This is a genomic window from Ferrovum myxofaciens (assembly GCF_000735045.1).
GTDB classification, from domain to species: Bacteria; Pseudomonadota; Gammaproteobacteria; order Burkholderiales; family Ferrovaceae; genus Ferrovum; species Ferrovum myxofaciens.
Genome location: NZ_JPOQ01000580.1, coordinates 1 through 281, shown reverse-complemented (window position 1 = coordinate 281; position 281 = coordinate 1). Strand labels below are relative to the sequence as shown.

The 281-nt window shown below is 49.1% G+C and carries 1 pseudogene; it reads left to right on the top strand.

The features are described 5' to 3' along the window. Positions 1 to 172 (top strand): annotated as a pseudogene (locus IV91_RS18250) (transposase); the annotation flags it as partial. Between the last annotated feature and the right edge of the window lie 109 nt (positions 173 to 281).

Here is a 281-nt window from a genome sequence, read left to right as displayed (position 1 = left end):
GGTGCAGGTAGGGCAGTGGAAGAAGGAAATTCAGGAGCAAGCCAAGACGCTGTTTGAAGGAAAGCGAGGGCCAAAGCCGACGGCTGAGCATCGTGAGCCGGAACTGCTGTACAGCGAGATTGGCCGATTGAAGGTAGAACTCGATTGGCTTAAAAAAAGTGGGGTATCCATATAAATGCGGCGAAGTTAGAATTATGCAGTGGAATCAAATTGATATCATGACGGGTTTGCACAAAGTGGGCAGCGTGTTGCTGCGTTCGTTACGCGTTGATATTTCAGTG